This window comes from Bosea sp. F3-2 (assembly GCF_008253865.1).
In the GTDB taxonomy this organism is placed as follows: Bacteria; Pseudomonadota; Alphaproteobacteria; order Rhizobiales; family Beijerinckiaceae; genus Allobosea.
In genome coordinates this window covers 2,344,766-2,361,053 of the sequence record NZ_CP042331.1, presented here as the reverse complement: position 1 = coordinate 2,361,053, position 16,288 = coordinate 2,344,766, and the positions used below count along the sequence as shown (strand labels likewise).

The following is a 16,288-nucleotide window of genomic DNA, read 5'->3' as shown; positions in this document are numbered from 1 at the left end:
GGAGAGGGTGAAATGGCTGAGCGGCTCTGTGACAGGCTGGATGCGGCGCCGGTCCTGCCGGCACGCGCCAAGGCCGAGGCGCTGCTGGCGCGCGAGCTGATCGAGCGGCTGCATGACGAGGCGGCGGCCGAGGCGCTGAAGACGCATCTGGCCGAGTATCCGCGCAGCGCGGCGTTGATCGCCGGCGTGCTGGCGCATTCTCCGTTCCTTTCCCAGGTCATGCGCTTCGATCCTGAGGCCTTGCTCGCCTGCCTGACGCAGTCGCCCGAGGCGCGCCGGGATGCGCTGCTCGCCGGGATCGAAGCTTTCGCCGAGGCAGGCTGCGACACCTCGGACCTGATGCGCGAACTGCGCCGCTTCCGCCGCGCCATGGCGCTGCTGATCGCGCTCGCCGATATCGGCGGCGTCTGGGATGTCGAGACCGTGACGGCGGCGCTGACTGCGACTGCCGACTTGGCCGTGCGCCTCGCGACCAACCATGTGCTGCGCCAGGCCGCGGATCTCGGGCGGATCAATCTGGCCGACCCGACCAATCCCGGTCCGGGCTCCGGCCTCGTCGTGCTGGCGCTCGGCAAGCACGGCGCCGGGGAACTGAACTATTCCTCTGACATCGACATCGTCGTCTTCTTCGATCCCGAGGCGGCGGAGGCTGCTGGCGTCGGCGAACCGTCGAGCTTCTTCGTCAAGACCACCCAGCAGATCGCCCGCATCATCCAGGAGCGCACGCCGGACGGCTATGTCTTCCGCGTCGATCTGCGGCTGCGACCCGACCCGGCTTCGACCCATGTCGCGATCGCGCTGCCATCAGCCTATTCCTACTACGAGACGGTCGGCCAGAACTGGGAACGGGCCGCCATGATCAAGGCGCGCCCGATCGCAGGCGATACCGAGCTTGGCCTGCGCTTCATCAAGGACCTCGCCCCCTTCATCTGGCGCAAGTATTTCGACTTCGCGACTATCGCCGATATTCACGCGATGAAGCGCCAGATCCAGACGGTGAAGGGCCACGAGACCATCGCCGTGGCCGGCCACAATGTGAAGCTCGGGCGCGGCGGCATCCGCGAGATCGAGTTCTTCGTGCAGACGCAGCAGCTCGTCTTCGGCGGCCGCCGCCCGGCGCTGCGGGGGCCACGCACGCTCGACATGCTGAAGGAGCTGACCAACGAAGGCTGGATCACGCCGCAGGCGCGCGACGAGCTTTCCGAATCCTATCGCTGGCTGCGCACGATCGAGCACCGCTTGCAGATGCGCGACGACGAGCAGACGCAGACGCTGCCCAAGCCGGCCGGCGATCTCGAAGCCTTCGCCCGCTTCTGCGGCTATCCTTCGACAGCAGCCTTCGGCAAGGCGCTGACTGCCCATGCCAGGCGTGTCGAGGGGCACTATGCCCTGCTGTTCGAGGAGGGGCCGAGCCTCGCTTCCGAAGCCGGGACTCTCAGCTTCACCGGCTCCGAGCCAGACCCCGAGACGGTCGAGACGCTCGGCAAGCTCGGCTTTCGCGATGGCATGGCCACAGCGGAGACAGTGCGCGGCTGGCATTTCGGCCGCCGCGCTGCCGTCACTAGCGCCCGTGCCCGCGAGGTGCTGACGGAGCTGACCCCGGCGCTGCTCGTCGCGCTCGGTCGCACCGCCGATCCCGACGGCGCGCTCGCCCATCTCGACAACGCCTTCGTCAGGATGCCGGCAGCGGTCGAATTGCTGACGTTGCTGCGCTCGCATGATTCCCTGCTGACGCTCTTCGCCGAGATCCTTGGCAGCGCGCCGCGCCTGGCCAAGGTCGCAGCCCTGCACCCGCATGTGCTCGACGGCGTCATCGACCCGGCCTTCGGGCAGGCCGTGCTCGATGTCGACACGCTGGAGCGCCGCATCCGGGCTCATGTCGGCTCGCCGCCACCCAGCGTCGAGGACGGGCTCGACCGGCTGCGCGACGCTGCCCGGCAGGAGAATTTTCTGGTCGGCGCGCGCCTGCTTTCGGGCGTCTACGCGGCGGAGGGGGCAGGGCAGGCCTATTGCGCCGTGGCCGAAGCCTGCCTGCGCGTTGCCTTCGCCGACACCCGCTCCTCCTTCACCGCCGATCATGGGGTGATCGACGGGGCTGAGACCGTCGTCCTCGGGCTCGGGCGCCTCGGTGCGGGCGAATTGACGCCGTCATCCGACCTCGATCTCATCCTGCTCTATGACCGGCCCGAGGATGCCGGGCCGAGTGACGGCGCCAAGAGCCTCGACCCTGTCACCTGGCATATCCGCTTCACCCAGCGGCTCGTCGCAGCGCTGACGGTGCCGACACGGCGCGGCACACTCTATCAGGTCGACATGCGCCTGCGCCCGACCGGCAACAAGAGCCCGGCGGCCACGCAATTCGCAGGCTTCGAGGCCTATCACGCGGGCGAGGCGGAGATTTGGGAGGAGATGGCGCTGACCCGCGCCCGTGTCGTCGCAGGTGACGCCGGGCTGGCGAAGCGGGCAGAAGCCTCGATTCGCGCGATCCTCTCCCGCAAGCGCGAGCCCGCCAAGGTCGCGGCGGCCGTCGCCGAGATGCGGGCGCTGATCGCCAAGGAGAAGGGCGAGAAGGATGCCTGGGACCTCAAGCTGGCCGCTGGCGGCCTGACCGACCTCGACTTCCTCGCCCAGTTCCTGCTGCTGGCCTATGCCAGCGACCATCCTGGGCTGATCGTCAATGACACGGCCTCGGTCTTCACTGCGGCTCGGGCTGCCGGGTTGCTTTCGGACGGGGATGCTTCGGCGCTTCTGGAGGCGCATCGCCTGATCGGCGACGTCCAGCTCTGGCAGCGCTTCACGGTCGAGGAGGCCTTCGATCCCAAGGCCGTGCCGCCTCGCGTGCTGCGGCGGATCGCGACGGCTGTGGGACGGCCCGACGCCAAGGTGCTGAAGGCCGAGCTTGACGAGGTCCGTTCCGGCGTGCGGGCGATCTTCACCCGCGTGCTGGGAGAGGCGCGGAAAGGAAACTAGGCGTCATTCTCGGGCTTGACCCGAGAATCTCGGACCAGAGGGGCGCAAGCAGCCTTTTCTTGCAGGAGATGCTCGGGTCAAGCCCGAGCATGACGGCGAGGTGAGCGGCGCTCGCCTCTCAGGCCGCATGCGCGGTGACGCGATTGGCGCGGCCGTCGAGTGGCAGGTGGACCATGACGATGGTCCCGGCGCCCATCGCCGAGCGCGCCTGAGCGAGCCGCGCCGAAAACCGCTCAATCTCCGACCAAAGACCCGGGCGGCATGACCATGTTCGCCAATCGTTCGATCTTAGCTTTGTTCAGCGTATTTTCGACGCGATGCTGCTCACCGTGTCAGGTGAAATTATTCACTATCCCTTTTTGTGAAGATTATCACATGTATCAATATTACAACATGGCAAAGATCGATCAGATCATGTGAATAACTCCACCGTCGAGAGCCTCAAAAAACAATATCAATACGACCGGGTTGGATCAAAAGACTCAACCAGAAAAAGATCAATTCAATTGGAGGTATTGATGAAGAGCTTCGTTTCAGCGTTGGGTATGGCTACGGCCGCCTTCGCCGTCGTCACCGGTGCCGGCGCTGCCGACCTTCCGTCGCGCAAGAGCGCGCCGGTCGAGTATGTGCGTATTTGCACGGCCTACGGCGCTGGCTTCTTCTACATCCCGGGCACAGACTCCTGCCTGCGCCTTTCCGGTCGTGTTCGCGCCGAGTTCACGGTTGGTGACAGTTACGGTAACGCGTACGACAGCTACGGCACTCGCGCTCGCGGCCGTCTGAACGTCGACGTTCGCACGCAGACCGCCTATGGCACCCTGCGCACGTTCTTCCGCTACGAGCTCACGAACAGCTCGAATATGTACAATGGCGCGATCGGCGGGAACCAGGGCTTCATCGTCCCGGGCGCGGCTCGTACGTCGCAGACCTCGACGGCATCGAACCTCGACCTGGCCTTCGTCCAGTTTGGTCCGATCACTGCCGGTCGCGCTCAGTCGTTCTTCGACTTTTATGCGAATGATCTTGGCTTTTCGGCGCTGCGAACCTCGGATAGCCGTCTGAACCTGTTGGCCTACACCGCCACCTTCGGTTCGGGCTACTCGGCGACGATTTCGTTGGAAGATCGTACGACCGGTACCGGCGCGCGTGACAGCTTCGCGGTCACGACCACGTCGATCGCCAACGCTCGCGTCCGTACCAATGCTGACGGCACTGCCACCCTCACCACGCTGGACTTCGGCCGCACGGTTCCGATCGGTGGTCAGGACTTCCCGGATATCGTCGCTTCGCTCCGCGTCGATCAGGGTTGGGGTAGCGCTCAGCTGTCGGGTGCCTTCCGTCAGAACCGCGTGACTGCGCTGACCTATACGCAGCCCGGTCAGGATCCGTCTGTCGTTGCCGGTACTCGTGGCGGTGACGATTACGGCTGGGCCATCCAGGGCGGCGTGAAGGTCAACCTGCCGATGCTTGCCGCCGGCGACGATCTGTGGCTGCAGGCCGCTTATGCGGACGGCGCGCTCGGCTACATCGGCTACGGCGGCACGGCGGGCATCGGCCGCCTCCCGCAGATCTCTGCGGCTGACATCGGCTTCGACCCGCTGACCGGCCAGGTCAAGAACTCGACGGGCTTCTCGCTCGTGGCCGGCCTGCGCCACTTCTGGATGCCAATCTTGCGTTCGGAGCTCTATGGTTCGTATAGCGAGCTGAACTTGGCTCACAGCGCCCGCGCTGCCTTCTACGGCGACAACGCGGTTGTCCGCTCGCTCAATCCGAAGGAGCTCATCGTCGCTGGCAACCTGATCTGGTCGCCGGTGTCGGGCCTGGACCTCGGTGTCGAGGTCGTCTACTCCCGCGTCGAGTACAAGTCGCGCGTTCAGAGCCTGAACGACCTCGGCGTTCGCGTCGCTGGTGTCGGCATCAAGTCGGATGACTCGTTCGCCGGCCGTCTGCGCATCCAGCGCGACTTCTGATCCAAGACGGGTCCTCGGCCTTGGCCGAGGACCCATTTGCTTTGCGGCCAGGCCACTCAGAGCGCCGACGAGCCGCCCCCCGAATCTCATCTGAAAGTACAAACCGTCTCGTTGAGGGTTTGAAGATGAACAGCGAACAATGTCGCGTTGCGCGCACGATGATGGGCTGGACCATCAAACAGCTCAGCCGCAAAGCTCGAGTCGCTCAGAGGACAATTAGCGATTTTGAAACCGAAGGCCGTGTTCGACCAGAAATAAGAAACAGGATTCTATCGCTGTTTGTTACAAACGGGATCGAATTCATCCAGGATGACGACGGCATTGGTTTGAAACGTCGATTCAATCTGGACGAATATATTTTTCGCTTCGAGGAACGAGCCTCGCGCGCCCGACTTGCGGAGTTGGAGTTGCCTGGGATCGATGCCACCGGCTGAGCGCGCCAATGCCCCCCAATTTGGCCCGTGCGCGGGCGCTCAGTTGGTCGGATAACTGAGCGTGGAGTCGAAGGCGGCGGGGCAAACTCCGCTCCGGAACCCAGTTGGAGAGCCACTTCACGAGTTGGTTGAATGCGCTGGCTAGGGAATTTGCCGGTCGACGCTGCACCTGCGTCGTTGGCGTCTGAATATCTCAGGAAGCGGAGGCAATCTCACTTGATGATGCGCGAAAAGAGATGCGACGCAGCACAGTCGCCCGCGATGCACCCGTGGCTTCAACCATATTCGCTGCGGCATCCCAGGTAACGGCCATGTTGTCGACAAGTCAAATGGCGATGTCGATTCCGCTGCCGGGTCCACTCCCGAGCGGCCGCTTCCCCAGGCGGCAGTTCGCCAAGGGCGCCTTAATCAAGCAGCCAGAGGATAGGACAGGTAATATCTATCTGATCGAAGCGGGGAAGGTGGTCGCCTTCTTTCTGGGTCCTCAAGGGCACGACGTGCCAATCCTGGAACTGGGGGCAGGGGATTTCGTCGGGGATCTGTCAGCATTCGGCAGCGACGAACCAGCAACTTATTTCCAAGCCATCGAGGATACCCTAGTCCTTGTTTTGAATCAGGGGCAATTCCTCGAAGCGTTGCGGAATCTGCCGGATTTCGCCGAATTCGTGGCGAAGACACTGTGCCGCCGCTTGCGGACGATGAAGCAGCTCTACATCGAGAATAGATTGCTGCCGATGAAGACGCGGCTCTACGCGGAGCTGATCCGTCACAGTGTCCGGGACGGGCGGGGGCGGCTGTGCATTTCCCCGATGCCGACGCATGCCGAATTGGCACGCAGGATCGCATCGCAACGCGAGACGGTCACGAAGCAGATGAGCCAATTGGCAAAGATGGGGGTCATCGATAGCTCCCGGGGGCTCATCGCGATCACGGACGAAGCGTATTTGCGCTCCGAAATCAGAAAGGCCCTGGGCTTCATTGGTGGGCAGTGAAAGAATCTGCGTAGTTGTGAGATTTTTCACAGAAATAACTGAGCAAGGCGTTAGTATCGTACTCGGTTGAAGCCGAGCTCGGTTCTCAACCTCCAAAAGAGACCAGACTTGAGGGGAGCGGATTTCAATATCCGACTCCCTCTTTTTCAGACTGATTTGGATTAAGGTAAGAATTGAAGCGAGGGGAGAGCCGTAGCCGAGACGGGTGGCTATCCTCAGCTATCCTCTTTTCAGATCAGCCCGAACGCATCGGCAAAACCGCGGCTTCGCCTAGCACAAGCGAGTCCTGCTCGATGACGCGTGCCCGGTCGGTCATCCCACGAGCTCGGAATTTTTAGGATGAATATTGGCGTCTTCATGCAGGAGTATTTGCGCGCGGCGGTTCGCAAGCCGAGGCAATTCTTGCAGGCTCGTCCTGCGCGCTTATGCACTATCTGCGGCTACGAGGGTCGTTTCCTTGATGTTGGTCCGCGCCCGGAGGCACGTTGCCCCAACTGCTCATCCAAAGAGCGCGACCGCATTATGGGGTATTACCTTCACAGCAACAATATCGACATGAGCAGCAAAAACCTGTTGCACTTCTCGGCCGAGCGCCCGTTCTTCCGGTTATGGAGGCGCAATCCTGGCTATGTGGCTGGCGATATTAAGGCCAGCAAGGTTGCCAATACAGTCGTCGACATCACCAATATTCGGTTTGAGGACGGGTATTTCGATCATGTCATCTGTCACCATATCCTCGAGCATGTGCCTGATGACGTCCAAGGAATGCGGGAGTGCTTTCGTGTCCTGAAGCCAGGCGGCACGGCGTTCTTCTCGGTCCCTCTCGACCCGTCCAGGTCCGAAACCTGGGAGCCGCCGGCCGACATGCCTCCAGCGGATGTCGAGAGAATTTGCGGCTGGGACCATGTCAGGCTCTACGGTCGCGACTTTCCCGACAAGCTGGCGGCCGTTGGCTTTCAGGTCGACGAGATCAGATTCTCGCCGGAGGACGGTGAGCGGCACCGCTTGACCGAGAACCACGCACTCGCCCGACAAGGGCTCGATCGAATCTTTATCTGCACGCGGTAATCGGCGACCTCACCGATCTCCATCTCTTCGCCGGCTTTCTGCTGCGGGCCGGTGCCAGCGATCATCCCGGCCTGATCGTCAGCGGCGCGGCTTCCGTCTTCGCCGCTGCACGGGCTGCGGCGTATCGCGACGGCTGTCGGAAGGCCCGACGCCAAGGTGTTGAAGGCCGAGCTCGGCGAGGTTCGCTCCGGCGTTCCGGCGATCTTCACGCGCGTGCTGGGGCAGGCACGGGCGGGGAATTGAGGCGCCATTCCGGGGCTTCGCGGAGGGAAGAGCCCGGAAACCATGAACACGCCGACTTCGACGGGGAGAGGGCAGGGGGGAGGGGTAGGCTGTTGGACGCTTTCGCCGCGACCTCACCGTTGCTGCGGAGAGGGCGTGCCTCGTTGGCCCAAGGACCTACGCCTCACTCCTGCCCCTCTCTCCTTGCAGGAGAGCGGGCCCCGCGCTTCCGAGCGTTCTGGAACAGCTTCGGGCCATAGCTCTCGGGTTCGCGGCCTACGGTGACTTACAATGACGGAGAAGCGGTGGCGAATAGCGAAGGTTACGCCGCCTGCGCGGTGACGCGGTTGGCGCCGCCATCGAGCGGCAGGTGGACCATGACGATGGTCCCGGCGCCCATCGCCGAGCGCAGCCTCAGCGAGCCGCCATGCAGCTCGGCGAGCGAGCGGGCGATGGCGAGGCCGAGGCCAGAGCCCTTGTAGCTGCGCACCAGATCGCCCTCGACCTGCTCGAAGGGCCGGCCGACGCGATCGATCTTCTCTTTCGGGATGCCGATGCCGGTATCCTCGATGAAGATGTTGAGCGCACCGGGCACATGGCGGGTGCGCACTGCGATCCGCCCGCCTTCCGGCGTGAACTTGGCGGCGTTGTCGAGCAGGTTGCCGAGGATCTGGTAGAGCGCGCGCGGATCGGCCTCGAGATGGGTGTCGAGCGGGCCTTCGAGGTTGAGGATCAGCTGCTTGCGCTCGATCTCCGGCTGCACCTTGAGCAGGGCCTGATCCAGCACCGGGCCGATGGCGATCTCGGACTTCTCCAGTCGCATCTTGCCGGATTCGAGGCGCGACATGTCGAGGATGTCGTCGATGATGCCGAGCAGGTAGCCGCCGCTGGAGCGGATGTCGCGGACGTAGTCGGTGTACTTCTCGCCGAGTGGGCCGAACATGCCGTTCTCCATGATCTCGGAGAAGCCGATGATGGCGTTGAGCGGCGTGCGCAGCTCATGGCTCATATTGGCGAGGAATTCGGACTTGGCGCGGTTGGCGCTTTCGGCGGCCGCCTTCTGTTCGAGATAGCGCTCGGCAAGATCGGCGAGCTGCTGGGCCTGGGCTTCGAGCTTCTGGCGCGAGGCCTTGAGATCGGTGACATGGGTCAGGAGCTGGTGCTCGGACTGGGTCAGCCGCTCTTCCTGCTGCTTGAGCTTGGTGATGTCGGTGCCGACCGAGACCGAGCCGCCATCCTTGGTGCGCCGGCCGTTGATCTGCAGCCAGCGGCCGTCGGAGAGGCGCGCCTCGTAGGAGGTGGCGCCGGCGGCGCCACGCTGGACGCGCATCGGCTCCTGATCGATCTGCGGCTGGGCGGAACGGGCCATGATCTCGTCATAGCTCATGCCGGATTGCAGCGCGTCGGCCGGGAGCTGGTGGAGCTGCTGGTACTTGGCGTTGCAGAGGATCAGCCGGTTGTCGGCGTCCCAGAGCACGAAAGCTTCCGAGATCGCCTCGACCGCGTCGCGCAGGCGGGCATCGGCGGTGGCGGTGCGCTCGGCCATGCGGCGCTGCTCGGAGATGTCGACGACGATGCCGACGAGGTGGCGCGAGCGGGTGCGGCGGTCGATGACGAGCTCGGCGCGGGCCTTGAGCCAGAGCCACTCGCCCGAAACCGCGCGGACCCGAAATTCCTGATCGAGATGGCTGGCCTCGCCGCGGCTCACCGCATCGGCGATGGCATAGAGATCGACGTCTTCATGATGGATGAAGCTGCTGACCTCGCCGAAGGACATGTATTCGCCTGCGCGGTCGTAGCCGAGCAGGGCATACATCGAATCCGACCAGTAGATGCGGCCGCGGGCGAGATCCCAGTCCCAGAGACCGCAATGGCCGCGGTTGAGGGCGGTGTCGATGCGTTCGCGCACGCAGTCGCAATCCTCGTCGGCGGCGCGGGCGCGCTTCGACTGCAGCATGAAGGCCAGCGTGATGACGCCGAGGACGAGACCCGCCGCACCGAACAGGACGGCGAGGCCGGAGCGGCGGATCTGCCAGATCGAGAGGGCGCGCGAGACCGGTTGCAGCACCGCGACCTGGCCGAGCGGGGCGGCGAGGTTGCGCACGCTTGCGAAGACGTCGGCGCCGTTGGGCAGGGTGATGCGCATCACGCCGGCGCGGTCCCCGAAGACGGTGAGCGGCTGGGTCTGGCCGAGGAAGTCGGTGAGGGTGCGCTGCGTCTGGCCGATCACCGGCTCGCTGGCGATGACGCGGCCATCGGCGCCGCTGACATGGACGATGCGGCCATGGGCGGCGAGGTGGCGGGCCGTGAGGCCCGCGAGCACCGCTGCCGGCTCCTTGCCGGCGAGCGCCGCATTGTCCAGCTCGCGGGCGACCAGCGCAGAGACCAAATCCATATCGCCTGCAGCGTTGACGAGCGCGTCGTCGCGCATGGCGGAGGTCTGCAGGATCGCGCCGGCGCCGAGGATGACGAGGAAGAACCCGACGAGGACGGGGATGGCAGTCCGGAGTGCGGGCTCGAAACCCTCGAAGCGCTGATACAATGGATGGGTCAGCGATCTCGCTACACCCAGAATCGTATCGGCGCGCACGGATGCGCAATCCGCGTTGGCACGCGACATGCCCGTCCCCCTTCGGAAAACTTTACCGTCAGTAAGATCGGGAGACGTGCCGCATCCCCGCGAATCACTGTCAGTTGAATCCGAGAGACCGGTTTTGTCTAGCCCTGAGTTGAGTCAGGAGCTGAGAATTCTCCTTTAGGTTGTGTTGCTTATCTAATGAATCCTGTGCGGGTAATGAAACGTTAACGAATTGGACAGGGCGTCGTTAACCTCTTCGGTCTGGCCTGCGAGCCCTCATCCTGAGGTGCGCCGCAGGCGCGTCTCGAAGGATGCTCCAGCGCTCTCTGGAACATCCTTCGAGACGCCGCTTCGCGGCTCCTCAGGATGAGGGCTGAGGTCCGTGATCGGCCTTTCAGGCGAGTGCCCGTTCCGCGATGTCGGCGACATCCCGCGACAGGTTCGGCATCCGCGCGACGGTGCTCAGCGCCTCCTGCGCCAGCCGCTTGCGGCCGGGCTCCAGCATGCGCCAGCTCTTGAACGAGCCGAGGAGGCGCGAGGCGACCTGCGGGTTCGTCTTGTCCAGCGCGATGACGATGTCGCAGACGAAATCATAGCCCTCGCCGTCGACGCGGTTGAACTGGGTGAGATTGGCCGCGAAGCCGCCGATCAGCGCCCGCACTCGGTTCGGATTGCCGAGCGAGAAGGCGGGGTGCTGCATCAGCCGCTTGACCCGTTCCAGCGTGTCCGGCTCGGCGATCAGCGCCTGCGCCATCAGCCATTTGTCGAGGACGAGCGGCTCGTCCGCATAGGCTGCCGCAAAGCGGGTGATCAGCGCTTCGCGCTGTTCCCCGGGGATCAGCGTCATCGCTGCCAGCGCCGCGAGCCGGTCGGTCAGGTTGTCGGCGGTCGCGAATTGTTCCTCGCAGAGACCGGCGCCCTCGGCCGGGGTGGCGAGTGCGGCGAGCCCGAGCAGCTCGTTGCGAAGCGCGCGGTGCCCGGCGGAGGCGGCATCCGCCTTGTAAGGGCCTTTTGTCGCCAACGCCTCTCGCAAGCCAGGCAGTCGCGGGAGAAGCGCCGTTCCGATCGCCGCCGACAGGCTGCGATGGGCTTTGAAGATCGCGTCCGGATCGACGTCGCGGCCGATCTCGCGCGCGATGTCGGCCGGAGCGGGCAGGCGCAGCACCTGTGCGGCAAAGGCTGGATCCGCAAGCGCCTCGGTCTTGAGGAAGCTGTCGAGCGCCTGGCCGAGCTCGCCCGCCGTCGCGCTCAACGCGCTGCGATCCGCGCCAGGCTTGCCGGCGACGACGAGGGCGCGGATGGCGATGGTCTGCAGGGCCTGCCAGCGGTTGAAGGAATCGCTGTCTGCCGAGAACAGCCGCACAAGATCAGCATCCGAGAGGTCGAGCTCCAGCCGCGCAGGCGCGGAGAAGCCGCGCAGCAATGACGGGATCGGTGGCTCGGCGACGCCGTCGAAGGTGACGGAGAGCGAAGCGCTGTCGAGGATGACGAGGCCGTCGCCGGCATAGGCATTCGATTGCGTCTGCAGCGGCAGATCGCCCCGGGCTCCGACGAGGCCGAGCTTGATCGGCAGGACGACCGGTCGCTTGTCGTTCTGGCCGGGCGTCGGCGGTGTGCTCTGGGCGAGATCGAGCGTATAGCGCCGGGCGGCCGCGTCATAGCGGCCCGAGGCGACGATGGTCGGAGTGCCGGCCTGCTCATACCATCCAGCGAAATGCGAGAGGTCCTTGCGCGAGCTTTCGGCGAAGCAGGCGAGGAACTCCTCGATCGTCGCTGCCGTGCCGTCGCAGCGCTCGAAATAGAGGTCCATGCCGCGCCGGAAGGCCTCGTCGCCGATCAGCGTCTTGAGCATGCGGATGACCTCGGCACCCTTCTCGTAGACGGTCGGCGTGTAGAAGTTGTTGATTTCCTTGTAGGCGCGCGGCCTGACCGGATGGGCGAGGGGGCCGGCATCCTCCGAGAATTGGGTCGAGCGCAGGGTGCGGACATCCGCGATGCGCTTCACCGGGCGCGAGCGCTCGTCGGAGGAGAATTCCTGGTCGCGGAAGACGGTGAGGCCTTCCTTCAGGCAGAGCTGGAACCAGTCGCGGCAGGTGATGCGGTTGCCGGTCCAGTTGTGAAAGTACTCATGCGCGATGATCGCCTCGATCGAGGCATAGTCGCCATCGGTCGCGGTCTGCGGATCGGCCAGGACGTATTTGTCGTTGAAGATGTTGAGGCCCTTGTTCTCCATCGCCCCCATGTTGAAATCCGAGACGGCGACGACATTGAACACGTCGAGATCGTAGTTGCGGCCGAAGACCTTCTCGTCCCAGCGCATGCAGCGTACCAGCGAATCCAGCGCCCAGCCGGCGCGCTCCGCCTTGCCCGGCTCGACATAGACGGCGAGCTCGACCTTGTGGCCGTCGGCCGTGACATAGTCCTGCCGGACATGGTCGAGGGCGCCGCCGACCAGCGCGAAGAGATAGGCCGGCTTCGGATGCGGGTCGTGCCACATCGCGAAATGCCGGTCGGTGCCCGGCACCTCGCCGGTGGCGATGAGGTTGCCGTTGGAAAGCAGCACCGGCGCCTCAGCCTTCGCCGCCTCCAGCCTGACCGTGTAGACGCTCATCACGTCAGGCCGATCGAGGAAATAGGTGATGCGGCGGAAGCCATCCGCCTCGCATTGGGTGCAATAGACCTTCGACGAGCGATAGAGCCCCATCAGCTTGGTGTTGGCGGAAGGATCGACCTCGGTCTCGATCGTCAGCGTGAAATCATGCGGTGGCGGGCTCGGGATCGTCAGCGCCTGCGGCGTCGCCGTATAGGCGGACGCGTCGAGCGGCTTGCCGTCGAGGGCGAGCGATTTCAGCGTCAGCTCGTCGCCGTCGAGCTTGAGCGGCGCGCCGGGCTGTCCTTGCGGGTTGGGTCGGAGAGCAAGCAGGGCGCGCACGCGCGTCTTCTGCGGCTGCAGGCTGATGTCGAGATCGACCGTGTCGATCAGCCAGTCGGAGGGGCGGTAATCCTCGAGACGGATCAGCGGAGCATCGTCGTTGCGCATGGAAACCCTGATGGCGAAGGTCAGGGTTCGTATGTAGGGCGTTTCGCCTTACGATGGAAACACCCCGGCATTCCGGGTCGGCGCCGCTTCGCGGCTTGCCCGGAATGACGCCCCGAGAGATGTCAGGGTGCCGACGAGATCGCCGGCTCGGCGTGGCTGACCAGCCGGCAGACCTGGGGACGCGCGATCCGCACCGCCCGCTCGATCGCGTCCACGGCGTCATGCACAGCTGCCACGTTCAGGCTTGGATTGACCCGGCAGTGATAGTTCACCACCAGCCCCTTCGCGGTCTGGCGCACGCGCACGCTGTGGATGTCGTGGATCGGCCCTGAGAGCTTTGCAGCCTCGCCGGCGAGCGCCTTGCCGATATCCTCGACCATTTCCCAGGCGGCATTGTGGCCGTGGGGCTGGCCGGTCTCCATCGGCTCGATATGGGTCTCGACCTCGGTCTCGCCGCCGAACTCGGCCCGGATCGCGTGTTCGAGCCGGGTCGCGATCTCGTGGGCCTCCCCGAGCGGCAGATTGGCGTCGACCTCCATGTCGAGGCTGACCGAGAGCTTCTCGCCGATGCTGTGGACGGTGACGTGGTGCACCGGGATCTTCAGCTTGAGCGCGATCAGGAGCACGCGCTCGAGCACCGTCTCGTCATCGACCTGGACCGGATCGGCGGTGATCGTGATCTCGGAATCCGGCTCGGCTTTCAGCAGGGCCCCGCCAAGTTCGGCCTTGATCGCGGTGACGCGCTCGAGCGGCAGCGTCCGCGAGACGCTGATGCCGATTTCGCCATGAACGCGTCCGCCGGCGGGCCGGACCCTGAGCCAGTTGATCCCGACCACGCCCGGCACGCGCCGCGCGGCCTCGCGCAGCTTTTCGGTGACGCCTTCGGGGGCGGTATCCATCAGCGTGTCGAGGACACGGCGAGCCAGCCGATAGGCCGAGAAGGCCGTATAGGCCGCGATGGCGAAGGCGGCGGCCGTGTCGGCCCGCTCGAAACCGTACCAGACGCCGATGAGGCCGGCGAGCACGAGCGCCGAGCCGATGAAGTCAGCCGAGAAATGCGTCGCCTCTCCGGCGAGCGCCTCGCTACCGGTCTCCCTGGCGACCTTGGTGAGCGAGCGCCAGCGGATGGCGTCGACCGTCATCGAGAGCAGCATCACGCCGATCACGAGCGGCGTCACCTCGACATGCGCGGCGATGCCATGCCAGAGCCGGTTGCCGGCTTCCCACAGGATCGCGCCGGCGAGCCCGAACAGGATCGCGGTCTCGACCAGCGCCGCCAGTGCCTCGACCTTGCCATGCCCGTAATGGTGTTCCTCGTCGGCGGGCTTGTCGGAGGCGCGCACAGCGAACCAGGTGAACAGCGTCGAGCCGACATCGACGAGCCCCTGAAGCGCGTCGGTCAGCAGGGCGAGCGAACCGGAAATGATGGCGCCGACGATTTTTGCTGCCGTGAGCAGGATGGTCGCCATCACCGAGAGGATCGCGGCGCGCTGCTTGATCTGCGCGATCTGGGCGGGCGTGGCGCGCTCAGGCGGCACCGTCACCAGGCCGTCTTGCGTTGTCGTCATGGCTCGTCCTGCTTGGCGTACCTTGGAACGCGGCAGCTCTTGCCCGAATTAAGGAAAGGATCAACCCTGTTCCCGCTCAACGAGGATGAACGATGCGATATCTCCACACCATGGTCCGCGTGACCGATCTCGATCAGGCGCTTGATTTCTACGTCAACAAGTTCGGACTGGTCGAAACCCGCCGCATCGAGAATGAGAAGGGCCGTTTCACCCTGGTCTTCCTCGCCGCATCGGACGATCTGGCCGCGGCCAAGGCCGGCGCCTCCCGCGGCCGGCCGACGCTCGAGCTGACCTACAACTGGAACCCGGAAACCTATACCGGCGGGCGCAATTTCGGCCATCTCGCCTATGAAGTCGACGATATCTACGCGACCTGCGAGAAGCTGATGAAGGCCGGCATCACCATCAATCGTCCGCCGCGCGACGGCAACATGGCCTTCATCCGCTCGCCCGACAATATCTCGATCGAGCTGCTCCAGAAGGGCGATCCGAAGCCTGCGGCCGAGCCCTGGGCCAGCATGCCGAACACCGGGACCTGGTGAGATCTTGGCCGGCGTCTTCTGCCTCGGCATCGCCACGCTCGACTATGTCTACAGCGTGGAGACCATGCCGACGCGCGGCGAGAAATACCGCTCGCGCGGGCTCGCCGTGGTCGGCGGCGGCTGCGCCGGCAACGCCTCCGTCGCGATTGCGCGGCTCGGCGGCGCCTGCTGGCTGGCGACGCGCCTCGCCGACGACCTGACCGGCGACCAGATCGTCGCGGATCTGAAGGCCGAGGGCGTCGATGCCAGTTTCGCCCGGCGCGTCGCCGGCCTGACCTCGCCTGTCTCGGCCATCCTCGTCGATGCCCAGGGCGAGCGCATGGTGATCTCCCATTCCGATCCGGCGATGCCGGAGGATGTGGGCTGGTTGCCTCCGCGCTTGCCGGAAGGCGTCGACGCCGTGCTTGCCGATACGCGCTGGGGCGAGGGGGCATTGGCGGCACTGAAGCTCGCCCGCGCCGCCGGCGTTCCCGGTGTCCTCGACGGCGATCGCCGGCCGCCTCATCCGGATCTCGTCGGAACGGCGAGCCACGTCGCCTTCAGTCAGCAGGCGCTGCGCGAAGTATCAGGAGAGGAGGAGCCGCGGGCTGGGCTTGCCAAAATCGCCGCCGGCGTCCCCACTTGGCTGGCGGTGACGCTCGGCAAGGAAGGCGTGCTCTACGTCGAGCAGGGTGAAGTCCGCCACAGCCCCGCCTTCGCGGTCGAGACGGTGGACACGCTCGGTGCGGGCGACGTCTGGCACGGCGCTTTCGCTCTGGCGCTTGCGGAGGGGCAGGGAGAGGCGGCCGCGATCCGCTTTGCTTCCGCCGCGGCGGCCATCAAATGCACCCGCTTCGGGGGCCGTAGTGGCGCGCCCCGGCGCGACGAGGTCGAGCGCTTCTTGGCCCAGGCATCGCGATAGTCC

General features: G+C 65.1%; 10 protein-coding genes. 7 read left to right on the top strand and 3 right to left on the bottom strand.

The annotated features are described in order from the left end of the window. Positions 1–12 precede the first annotated feature (12 nt). The 5 genes from FQV39_RS10910 to FQV39_RS10890 all read left to right on the top strand — a co-directional run bounded on the left by FQV39_RS10910 (position 13) and on the right by FQV39_RS10890 (position 7,434). Positions 13–2,970: a bifunctional [glutamine synthetase] adenylyltransferase/[glutamine synthetase]-adenylyl-L-tyrosine phosphorylase gene (locus FQV39_RS10910; protein WP_149130307.1), complete on the top strand. Its 2,958-nt coding sequence runs from the start codon at positions 13–15 to the stop codon at positions 2,968–2,970. A 518-nt stretch (positions 2,971–3,488) separates the two neighbouring features. Beyond that, positions 3,489–4,940 carry a porin gene (locus FQV39_RS10905; RefSeq protein ID WP_149130306.1) on the top strand — a complete coding sequence of 484 codons (1,452 nt, stop codon included), beginning with the start codon at positions 3,489–3,491 and terminating at the stop codon, positions 4,938–4,940. Positions 4,941–5,065: 125 nt separating this feature from the next. Beyond that, a complete protein-coding gene (locus tag FQV39_RS10900) occupies positions 5,066–5,374 on the top strand; it encodes a helix-turn-helix domain-containing protein (RefSeq protein ID WP_149130305.1) in 309 nt (102 codons plus the stop codon). Positions 5,375–5,703: 329 nt separating this feature from the next. Beyond that, on the top strand, positions 5,704–6,366 hold the full coding sequence (locus tag FQV39_RS10895) for a Crp/Fnr family transcriptional regulator (RefSeq protein WP_187640243.1): 663 nt from the start codon (positions 5,704–5,706) through the stop codon (positions 6,364–6,366). Between the two features lie 339 nt (positions 6,367–6,705). Next, positions 6,706–7,434, top strand: coding sequence for a class I SAM-dependent methyltransferase (locus FQV39_RS10890; RefSeq protein WP_149130303.1), 729 nt, complete (start codon positions 6,706–6,708; stop codon positions 7,432–7,434). A gap of 544 nt (positions 7,435–7,978) precedes the next feature. Here FQV39_RS10890 and FQV39_RS10885 read toward each other — a convergent pair. The 3 genes from FQV39_RS10885 to FQV39_RS10875 all read right to left on the bottom strand — a co-directional run bounded on the left by FQV39_RS10885 (position 7,979) and on the right by FQV39_RS10875 (position 14,842). Beyond that, positions 7,979–10,276, bottom strand: coding sequence for a PAS domain-containing sensor histidine kinase (locus tag FQV39_RS10885; RefSeq protein ID WP_149130302.1), 2,298 nt, complete (start codon positions 10,274–10,276; stop codon positions 7,979–7,981). Positions 10,277–10,628: 352 nt separating this feature from the next. Continuing rightward, a complete protein-coding gene (gene pepN, locus FQV39_RS10880) occupies positions 10,629–13,274 on the bottom strand; it encodes an aminopeptidase N (RefSeq protein WP_149130301.1) in 2,646 nt (881 codons plus the stop codon). 122 nt (positions 13,275–13,396) lie between these two features. Further along, positions 13,397–14,842: a cation diffusion facilitator family transporter gene (locus FQV39_RS10875; protein ID WP_149130300.1), complete on the bottom strand. Its 1,446-nt coding sequence runs from the start codon at positions 14,840–14,842 to the stop codon at positions 13,397–13,399. A gap of 92 nt (positions 14,843–14,934) precedes the next feature. On the opposite strand from FQV39_RS10875, the gene FQV39_RS10870 reads away from it, so the two are divergent. Together FQV39_RS10870 and FQV39_RS10865 are read left to right on the top strand one after the other, a co-directional pair. After that, positions 14,935–15,384, top strand: a complete 450-nt coding sequence (locus FQV39_RS10870; protein ID WP_149130299.1) for a VOC family protein — start codon at positions 14,935–14,937, stop codon at positions 15,382–15,384. 4 nt (positions 15,385–15,388) lie between these two features. Continuing rightward, positions 15,389–16,285 carry a PfkB family carbohydrate kinase gene (locus tag FQV39_RS10865; protein ID WP_187640242.1) on the top strand — a complete coding sequence of 299 codons (897 nt, stop codon included), beginning with the start codon at positions 15,389–15,391 and terminating at the stop codon, positions 16,283–16,285. The last annotated feature ends 3 nt before the right edge of the window (positions 16,286–16,288 follow it).